General features: G+C 69.2%; 10 protein-coding genes. 8 read left to right on the top strand and 2 right to left on the bottom strand.

Annotation, left to right across the window (positions count from 1 at the left end; genetic code table 11):
• Positions 1–496 (top strand): cation diffusion facilitator family transporter (locus VFG33_RS04615; RefSeq protein WP_325022717.1); only part of this gene is annotated, 496 nt, incomplete at its 5' end.
• A gap of 116 nt (positions 497–612) precedes the next feature.
• Here VFG33_RS04615 and VFG33_RS04610 read toward each other — a convergent pair.
• On the bottom strand, positions 613–1980 hold the full coding sequence (locus tag VFG33_RS04610) for an ATP-binding protein (protein ID WP_325022715.1): 1368 nt from the start codon (positions 1978–1980) through the stop codon (positions 613–615).
• A gap of 219 nt (positions 1981–2199) precedes the next feature.
• Between VFG33_RS04610 and VFG33_RS04605 the strand changes: the two genes are divergently transcribed.
• From VFG33_RS04605 to VFG33_RS04595, 3 genes are all read left to right on the top strand, one after another.
• Positions 2200–3033: a siderophore-interacting protein gene (locus tag VFG33_RS04605; RefSeq protein ID WP_325022713.1), complete on the top strand. Its 834-nt coding sequence runs from the start codon at positions 2200–2202 to the stop codon at positions 3031–3033.
• Between the two features lie 164 nt (positions 3034–3197).
• Positions 3198–3743, top strand: coding sequence for a TIGR04222 domain-containing membrane protein (locus VFG33_RS04600; protein ID WP_325022711.1), 546 nt, complete (start codon positions 3198–3200; stop codon positions 3741–3743).
• A gap of 114 nt (positions 3744–3857) precedes the next feature.
• Complete coding sequence (locus tag VFG33_RS04595; protein WP_325022709.1) at positions 3858–4550, top strand: class I SAM-dependent methyltransferase; 693 nt, start codon at positions 3858–3860, stop codon at positions 4548–4550.
• On the opposite strand, the gene VFG33_RS04590 is transcribed toward VFG33_RS04595, so the two are convergent.
• On the bottom strand, positions 4551–5309 hold the full coding sequence (locus VFG33_RS04590; protein ID WP_325022707.1) for a hypothetical protein: 759 nt from the start codon (positions 5307–5309) through the stop codon (positions 4551–4553).
• 79 nt (positions 5310–5388) lie between these two features.
• Between VFG33_RS04590 and VFG33_RS04585 the strand changes: the two genes are divergently transcribed.
• From VFG33_RS04585 to VFG33_RS04570, 4 genes are all read left to right on the top strand, one after another.
• Positions 5389–6327 carry an aminoglycoside phosphotransferase family protein gene (locus tag VFG33_RS04585; RefSeq protein WP_414672923.1) on the top strand — a complete coding sequence of 313 codons (939 nt, stop codon included), beginning with the start codon at positions 5389–5391 and terminating at the stop codon, positions 6325–6327.
• A 30-nt stretch (positions 6328–6357) separates the two neighbouring features.
• Complete coding sequence (locus VFG33_RS04580) at positions 6358–6816, top strand: group II truncated hemoglobin (RefSeq protein ID WP_325022703.1); 459 nt, start codon at positions 6358–6360, stop codon at positions 6814–6816.
• Between the two features lie 112 nt (positions 6817–6928).
• Positions 6929–8026 (top strand): quaternary amine ABC transporter ATP-binding protein, encoded by a 1098-nt coding sequence (locus VFG33_RS04575; RefSeq protein ID WP_325022701.1) that lies wholly within the window; start codon positions 6929–6931, stop codon positions 8024–8026.
• Positions 8026–9525: ABC transporter permease (locus VFG33_RS04570; protein ID WP_325022699.1), on the top strand; the 1500-nt coding region annotated here is incomplete at its 3' end. The genes VFG33_RS04575 and VFG33_RS04570, both read left to right, overlap by 1 nt.

Below are 9525 nucleotides of genomic sequence, written 5' to 3'. Positions count from 1 at the left end.
CTCGATCGTCGAGGTGGCGAGCGGGTTGATCATCTTGTGGCAGTTCCGGCACCCGTTGCCTCACACCCGCGAGCGCCGAGCGTTGCGGTTGATCGCCTTGTCGTTCTTCGGGCTCGCCGCCTACGTGTCGGTGGAATCCGTGCGGGCGTTGGCCAGCCAGTCGACCCCCGAGACCTCGACGATCGGCATCGGCCTGGCGATCGCCTCGCTCGTGGTGATGCCGCTGCTGTCGACGGCCCAGCGCCGTACCGGCCGGGCGCTTGGTTCCAACGCAGTTGTTGCCGACGGCACCCAAACATTGCTGTGCACCTACCTGTCGGCGGTACTCCTGGTCGGCCTGTTGCTCAACGCCACAGTCGGCTGGTTCTGGGCCGACCCCGTCGCCGGTCTGATCATCGCCGCCATCGCGCTCCGCGAAGGCCTGCAAGCCTGGCAGGGCAAGGGCTGCTGCGCCCCCACCACCTCGACGACTTGCAGCGACGGCTGCTGCGACTGACGCCGCTGCTACCCCGCGCCGGAGGTTGAGCCGCGACGTAGGTCGGAGGTGAGCTGCGGAGCACCACTCGGAGGTGGGCCGCGGAGTACTAGTCGGAGGTTGGGGCGCCCGGAGTGTTAGCGGCTGACGCTGGGGTCGCCTTCGCGGCGGGTGGTGGTTTGGGCGGTCTGGCGATGCCGACCGGTGCCAGTAGCGGACTGGCCGAGGGTTGGGCTGCCGGACTGGTTGAGGGCTGGGTTGCCGGGGGGTGCGACGCCGGCGTGTGCCATCGACTGACCGACGCGGGCGTTGACCCACTCCTGCAGACCAGGGTCGGCGACCGTGATGCGCCCGTCCGTCTCCCGCAGGATGCCGCGAGTGACCAAGGTGGTGCGGGCCCGCTCCAGCGCCTGCCACTTCTCCGAACCGCCGGACGCTGGGGCGGGGGTCGTCAACCCCTGTGGACCCTGTGCGGCAGCCCTCGTCAGCAGATCCATCTCCGCGTTCGAGCAGGAGCTCCACGCCTTCTCGTAGACGATCGCCGACTCGGCCTTCACCGAGGCGGTCGCCAGCTTCGCCGCCGCCGGGGTGAGCTCGGCCGGTGAGTTCTGCAGCGCGGTGTCCAGGAGGTCGCGCATCCGGGCAGGGCTCCCGTTGGCGGCCTTGACCAGGTGCTCCACGGCGTCGGGGTCGTAGCGGACGCCCGAGTGATCCAGCTCATCCGTCACCGCCGGGCGCAGCTCGTCCGGCGTCAGCGGAGCGCAGTCCCGGAGGTCGAACTTGCTCCTGGCGGCGCTCCCGATCCCCATCCCGCCTTCGACCCGTTCCATCAGCCCGGCAGCAGCCGACTCCGCGCCCGCGGCGATCAGGTAGACGTGCCGGCCGTTGTCGTGCAGGTGGTCGGTGAGCTCGGCCAGCCCGTTCAGGTTGTGCGCGGCCGCCATCTCCTCGTCGGACAGACTCCGGCCGCCTGGTGGGGGCACGGGGAGGTTGTCGACCATCAGCAGCACATAGGTGTCCTTCTCCCGGGCGGCCAGCTCGGCCAGGTTGTCGGCGAGCTGGCTCAGGGTGGAGGTGATGGCGCCCCTCGCATCCCACTGCGTTTTCCAGACCCAGGTCGTGACGCCCAGATTGAGCCGGCCCTCGAAGCCCTTCTGCTGGGCCCTTCGCGGGGTCAGGTCCTTCACGGTCTTCTTCAGTCCGAGCAGGGGAACGATTCCGAACCGCTTCTGCAGCGCTGGGAGCTCCTGCTTGACGGCCCGGGCGAACCGCATCTCCAAGGGCTCTGTCGTCGGGACGTCCACCCGGATGCAGATCCAGTTGTTCGACCGGGCGAGCGCCTCGGCCCGGTCGAGCTCGACGCTCTTGCCCATCCCCGGGGCGCCGGTGAACACCAGCGTGTTCTTGTCCGGCTGGCGCTGGTCGAGCGAGATCGGCCGACCGGCCCCGTCGGTCCGGGATGCCAGGAACGCCGTAGGCAGGGATGTCCTGACAACCGAACTCATTCCGCTACCTTGCAACCCCCGTCCGTCCCCAGAGCGGGCCCAAAGCAACCACCAGATGAACACCAGGCCAGCCCCGGCTGAACCCCGGCCACCCCGCTGCCACCGCAGCCGATCCAGTGGAACTCAAGGAGCGAGCAGGGGGTTGGGCAGCGTGAGTTAGTCTCCTTAGGTAAGCCTAAGTAGTCGCCTGCTGATGTTCTCGAGAGGAACCGTGGTCGCGTGAGCAGCCCCGCACCCCGTCGCAATCGCCGCGCGAAGCTGGCGGTCGTTCGCCGGACCGAGCAGATCACCCCGCACATGATCCGGGTGGTGCTGTCCTGCGACGACTTCGAAGACAACGGCAAGTCGGACCACTACGTGAAGCTGCTGTTCCCGAAGCTGGGTGTGCAGTACCCGAACCCGCTCGATATGGGGGTGGTGCGCGAGCAGCTCCCGTCCGAGCAGTGGCCGACGATGCGGACCTACACCGTGCGTTCGTGGGACGAGGGCGCGCAGGAGTTGGCGATCGACTTCGTCTACCACGGTGACGAGGGCGTCGCCGGTCCGTGGGCGGCGAGCGCGAAGCCGGGCGACCAACTGTGGTTCAACGGTCCGGGTGGTGCCTACGCGCCGGACGAGGCCGCCGCCTGGCACCTGCTGGTCGGCGACGAGAGCGCGCTGCCGGCCATCTCCGCCGCGATCGAGGTACTGCCGGCGGGTGCGCACGCGAAGGCGTTCGTCGAGGTCGAGGACGAGACCGAGGAGCAGAAGCTCAGCGGCCCGGGCGAGGTCGAACTGACCTGGTTCCACCGTGCCGGTGCGACCGGTGAGCGCGGCGACGGGCTGGTCGCGGCGGTCGAGGCGCTCGAGTTCCCGCCCGGTGACGTGCAGGTGTTCGTCCACGGGGAGGCAGGCTTCGTACTGCGCCTCCGCCGTCACCTCTTCGACCAGCGCGGGTTGTCGCGGGACCGGGTGTCCCTGTCCGGCTACTGGCGGCTCGGCAAGAACGAGGACGGCTGGCAGGCGGAGAAGGCCGAAACCGCCCGCCAGGAACGCGCAGCCGCCGGCGACTGAGCTCCTCCGTCGCTCCAGCCCGTGAGCCGGGATGCGGCCGGCGCGCCACCGTCCCCTCCGGTCGTCTGCCTGAGCAGACGGATGCGGGGGACGTGCAACCTGATTGGGTCGGACTCCGTCGAAGCAGCTGACGAGGACGTTCAGGCGATCAGGAGGTACCGGCGATGCTTGGGGAGAACTCACTCGACCTGAACCAGACCGCCTACCTTTGTGGCGGCCCGAGGCGCGCGGCGCTGACGGCCATCCTTTCCCTCCACCAGGCCGGCGCGCTGTCCATCAGCGCCGCCCGGCACCGGGTCAAGACCCTGCCCGGTGACCCGGCGAGCGAGCTCGAGCGAACGGTCCTCGCCACCATCCCCGAGGTCGGTCAACTGCTCGGCGAGCTGATCGAGGCCGTCGCGCAGTCCCCGGCGATGAACGAACTCCGGACCTCCCTGGCCGAGCGTGGTCTGCTGCACCGCTGGCAGTTCCTCGGCCAGACCGCCCGCGGCCGCCGGCTGTGCCGCCACCTCAGGGAGGTGCCGCCTCCCGGCCTGGAGAAAGTCGCCGTCCGCGGTGCGGCCGCGATCTCCGACGCCGAACTGCGGCGCGTTTTCACCACCCCCGATCCGGTCGCCGTCCCGATGCCGGCTGCCCACCGGACCTACGGCGCCAACCGCACGGACGAGTCCGCCCTGCAGGTGACCAGCCTCTGGGCCGGCGGCTCCTGACGGCCGCGACCAGTCTTGACCGGTACGGCGAACCACCCGGGCGCGGCGACTCGCAGTACGGGCGGGCGCAGTACTGGATCGAACAAAGGGGTCGGGTGGCGGCGTCGTACGGGCATGACTGCAGCTCAGACCTTGGTTGATCCGGCGTCGTTCGACCGCTTCGCCGCGGAGTACGACCGGTTCGTCAGCCTGTTGCCCGGCCAGAACACGTCCTGGATCGCCGGGCTCGGGCTGACCGGGGAGCGGGCGATCGACGTCGGCTGCGGTCCCGGGCACGCGACCGAGCGGCTCGCGGAGGACTTCGACTACGTGCTCGGGGTCGACCTCAGCGAGCCGATGATCGACCTTGCCCGGGCGAAGCGCTCCCGGCCGAACCTCGAGTACCGGGTCGCGGACCTGTTCGCGGTGGACGACGACGGGTTCGACCTGGTGTACAGCCACACAATGATGCATCACCTGCCGGACTATCGCGCCGGGCTCGTCCAGCTGAAGTCGCTGGTCCGGCCCGGTGGCACGGTCGCGTTGATCGACAACGTCTGCGATCGCTACCCGACGCCGCCGCGCAGGGTCTACACCTGGGGAGCGGTCCTGGGCTTCCCACGGCAGCTCAAGCGGATCGGCTGGCGCGACGCGTGGTTCGAGCTGCGCTTCTGGCACAGCAAGCCGTGGCTCGAGCACCTACTCAGCGACGTCTACCTGTCCCGAGCCCAGTTCCGCGAGCTGTACGACTCTGTCTTTCCGGGTGCCCAGTACGACGATCTCGGCTTCGCGCTGGCGATGCGCTGGACCGACGAACGCACAGGGTGATCAAGCGGCCTTGCGCCGGTTCAGGATCTGGGTGATGACCGGCCCGTGGTCGGTGGGCAGCACCCAGTCCTCACCCCGCGCCTGGAGGATGACCGCCGGCCCCGCGGTCCCGATCGGCGGGAAGGGCAGGCTGATCGGGTACTTCAGCCGCTCCGCACCGCTCAACGTCACGTCGTGCACCCCGCTGATCTCGCTCAGCTGATACGTCCGGGCCAGGTCCTCCGGAGTTTGGCCGCTCTTGGTCCGCAGCAGCACCGGTCCCCGGATCGTCACCGCGGTAGTCCCGATCCCGAGCGTTGTCAGTCGCAACCCCCGGAGCCGGAAGATCAGCTCGTACGGCGTGTCTGCCAGCTCGGGGATCAACGGGTCGAGGAGCACGCGAACGGCGTACCGGGCGAGCCCGATGCCGAGGATCGCCCCCAGCAGCGCGGCCGGCAGGAACAGCGTCGCCAGCCAGTTGATGTCGAGCACGATCGAGTAGAACGCCGTGAACACCCCGGTGATCGCGCCGAACCAGCCGCCGGCGCCGGCCCAGCGCTGCGGCTTGTACCGATGCTTGCCGCGCAGGAACCAGCCGAGCACGAGCAACGCCAGCGGCAGCAACCCCGCCTGCCAGTTGAACGGCGAGACCCGCGAACTGATCCACAGCACCAGTGCCAGGAACACCAGCGGGATGCCGAGATAGATGAGCGACACCACCAGTTGGACCTGCCGGTGCCGTCGCGCAACCTCGCCTGGCGCATCCTCCACAGAGCTCACGGGAAAACCCAAGCACATCGCCCGCCCGAGCCCTACTGTCAGAACCGCCGCGAGATGAGGAGGAACTGCCTTGCCGGAGATCTTCCGTGCGCGCGAACGCGGCCACCTTGACGCCCGAGTCGTACCGGAATCGCTGATCGCACTCCACGCCGAGGACGAGGATTGGGTGGCCTGGCTAAAGGCGTTACCCGAGCTGGCCGCGACCTATCTCGAGCGCTGGGCGCTGACGATCGACGGCCGACCGCTGCACGGCGCCGCGTCGCTGGTCCTGCCGGTCGCGCAGGAGGACGGCACGCCCGCGATGCTCAAGCTCCAGCCCCTCAACGAAGAGAACGCCGGCGAGGCGCTCGCCCTCCGCACCTGGAACGGCGACGGTGTGGTCCGGGTCCTCCAGGATGATCAGGCGACCGGCACTCTGCTGCTCGAGCGACTGCATCCGCGCTCCCTCAACCACCTGCCCGACGATGTCGAGGCCACCCGGATCCTGGCGGAACTCCTCGCCCGGTTGAGCGCAGTACCGGCGCCGCCTGGCCTCCGCACGCTTGCCGATGTGGCGGCAGCGATGCTGGATGACGCCCCTGCGCTCATCCCTTTGCTGGCCGATCCCGCCGAGCAGTCCCTCGTACTGCGCTGCGCGGCGCGCCTGGCCGAGCTCGTCAAGGAGCCCGGGGATCGCTTGTTGCACTGGGATCTCCACTACGAGAACGTGCTCGCGTCCGACCGCGAACCCTGGCTCGTGATCGACCCGAAGCCGCTCGCTGGAGATCCGTGCTTCGAGTTGTTCGCGGCGCTCAACAACCGGTGGGACGACCTCGTGGCGACCGGTGAGCCGGCGAGGGCGCTCCGGCGGCGGTTCGAGCTGATGCTCGACGTGGTCGGGCTGGACCGTGAGCGGGCGATCGGCTGGACCCTCGCGCGGATCCTGCAGAACGTCCTATGGGATCTCGAGGGCGGCGGGCACCAGGTCGAACCGGTCCAGGTGGCGATCGCCGAGGTGCTGATGACCCTGTCAGTCTGATTACATGATTACAAAGGCGAGGAGGGGTGGATGACGACACCGACGGTTTACGAGTGGGCGGGTGGGACGGAGGCGTTCCGGCGGCTCACTGAGGTGTTCTACGACAAGGTGCTGGAGGATCCGCTGCTGGCTCCGGTGTTCGCGCACATGAGCGATCAGCATCGCGAGCACGTCGCGATCTGGTTGAGCGAGGTGTTCGGCGGGCCGAAGCAGTACACCGAGGAACTCGGCGGCTACCCGAGCATGCTGGCGCATCACCTCAACCTGGGCTTGACCGAGGAGCAGCGTGCTCGCTGGGCGACGCTGATCGCGGCGAGTGCGGATCCGGCGGGGCTGCCGAGTGATCCCGAGTTCCGGTCCGCGTTCGTGGCCTATGTCGAGTGGGGGACGCGGATCGCGCTGGCTAATTCCCAGCCCGGGGCGACGCCGCCACCGAAGGCTCCCGTTCCCCGCTGGGGTTGGGGCGAGGCTCCGCCGTACCAGCCGTGAGTCTGGTTGTTGAATGGTCAGACACCCGCGACGGCACGGCGGACCTGGCCTTTAGATAAAGTCGCGGTTCACGACGAAACCCGGTGGCCCGGGGATGCGAGGGTGAACCATAGTGACCGCTCAGCTCGAATACCCCGATTCGCAGGTGTCCGAGGCGCTGTTGTCGATCCAGGGCCTCTGGAAGGTGTTCGGGCCGAAAGCCTCGAGAGTTCCGCACCGCCCTGAGCTGGCGGCGCTGAGCCGGGCCGACCTGTTGCAACGCACCGGCTGTACTGCGGCCGTCCACGACCTGAGCTTCGACGTGGCGCCAGGCGAGGTGTTCGTCGTGATGGGCCTGTCGGGCTCCGGCAAGTCCACTCTGGTCCGTTGTCTGACCAGATTGGTGGAGCCGACGGCCGGCCGGATGTTCTTCGAGGGCGAGGATCTCCGGCTGGCGGACGAGAAGCGCTTGCGGACGCTGCGGCGGAGCAAGTTCTCCATGGTGTTCCAGCATTTCGGGCTGCTGCCGCACCGCAGGGTGATCGACAACGTCTCGTACGGTCTCGAGGTGCGCGGTGAGAGCAAGCCCGATCGCCGCCGTCGCGCCCAGGAAGTGATCGACCTGGTCGGCCTGTCCGGCCACGAGCAGTTCTACCCCGAACAGCTCTCCGGCGGCATGCAGCAGCGGGTCGGTCTGGCCCGGGCGCTTGCGAACGACCCCGATGTCCTGCTGTTCGACGAACCGTTCTCCGCGCTCGACCCGCTGATCCGCCGGGAGATGCAGACCGAGGTGGTCCGGCTGCACCGCGAGGTCGGCAAGACGATGGTGTTCGTCACCCACGACCTGTCCGAGGCGCTCAAGCTGGGCGACCGGATCCTGCTGATGCGCGACGGCGCCGCGGTCCAGCTCGGGACCGGCGACGAGCTGGTCGGGGCTCCGGCCGACGACTACGTCCGCGAGTTCGTCCGGGACGTACCGCGGGCCGACGTGCTCACGTTGCGCTGGATCCTGCGCCAGCCGCGGCCCGGCGAGCCGCTGGACGGACCGGAGCTCGGCCCGGACCTGCTCGTCCGCGAGGCGACCCGGCTGGTGCTCGAGTCCGACCGGCCGGTGAAGGTGGTGGCCGACGGGGTCCTGCTCGGCGTGATCGGCGACGAGGAGATCCTCGCCGTCGTCGCGGGCGCGCGTCCTTCGCCCGTGCACGCAGCACGCCCGGTGGACACTCCCTGATGGCTTCGATCACCGGCTCAGTGGAGATCCGCGTCCGGCGGCCCCGGCGCGCCGTCATCGTCGGCGTGCTGCTGGTCGCCTGGGTGGCGGTGTGGTTCGTGCTGCGCGGAATCGACACGCTCACCCTGGGCGGTCAGGACACCACCCGGCTGCACCGCTGGCTGACGGAAGAGGCCGACTCGTTCGGCCGCGGGAACGCCTTCCTCGATGCCATCCGGATCGCGGTCGACCAACTCGTCGTACTGCTTCAGGCGGCGATCGCGCAACCGTCGTACGGGCGGCCAGTGCCGGTGATCGGGTGGCTCGGGGTGGTCGCGGTGTCGGCGTACCTGGCGTGGGCGTTCGGGAACTGGAAGGTGGCGCTGCTGGCCGCGGCCGGGCTGACGTTCGTCGGGCTGCAGGGGTTGTGGCAGGAGAGCATGGACACGCTCGCGCTGACGATCGCGGCGGTGCTGCTCGCGTTGCTGGTCGGGATCCCGCTCGGCATCTGGGCGGGGCTCAACGACCGGATCTTCAAGGTCGCGACCCTCGTGCTCGACCTGATGCAGACGTTGCCGACCTTCGTGTACCTCGCGCCGCTGACCCTGTTCTTCGCCATCGGCCCCGCGGCCGCCACGATAGCGACGCTGATCTACGCCGCGCCGCCGGTGGTCCGGCTCACCGCGCACGCGATCCGCTCGGTGCCGCAGGAGAGTGTCGAGGCCGCTCGCTCGCTCGGATCCACCCGCGGACAGACCTTGTTGAAGGTGCTGCTGCCGATGTCCCGCAGTACGGTCGTGGTCGGGATCAACCAGACGATCATGGCCGCGCTCTCGATGGTCACGGTCGCGGCGCTGATCGACGCGCCCGGCCTCGGGCAGACCGTGCTGAAGGCACTGCAGACGCTCGATGTCGGGGTCGCCTTCAACGCCGGACTTGCGATCGTCGTCCTGGCGATCGTGCTCGACCGGGTGACCACGGCTGCCGGCGACCGACCCTGGCGTACTGCGAGCCTGCGGCGCAAGGTGCTGCTCGGCGTCGGTGGTGCCGGAGTTCTCGTGGCCGTGTGGTTCTCGCGGACCTATGTGTGGGCGGCCGAGTTCCCGACGGACCTCAACATCGGTTCGCGGATCGCCATCCTGGCGACAGACGTGACGACCTGGGTCCAGGACGTCTTCGGTGGCTTCACGTACGGCGTACGCGATGCCGCCACGTTGGGGGTCCTCAATCCACTGGAGTCCCTGCTGACCGAGTCGCCCTGGTGGCTCGTGGTCGTGGTGATCGTGGCGCTGGCCGCGCTTCTCGGCGGCTGGCGGGGCGCGCTTCCGGCCGCGGTGTGCCTGGGATTGCTGGTCGGGACCGGTGTCTGGCACGATGCCATGGTCACCCTCGCGTCGACCTTGCTCGCCACCGTGGTGGTGGTTGCCGTGGGCATCGTCCTCGGAGTGTGGACCGGACGGAACCACCGAGCGGACAGCTGGCTGCGGCCGGTACTCGACGCGGGGCAGACGATGCCGCCG

Origin of the sequence: Kribbella sp., assembly GCF_035687465.1 — a bacterium.
Classification (GTDB): Bacteria; Actinomycetota; Actinomycetes; order Propionibacteriales; family Kribbellaceae; genus Kribbella.
Note: the sequence above shows the minus strand (reverse complement) of the source record. Positions and strands in the feature narration are given on the sequence as shown.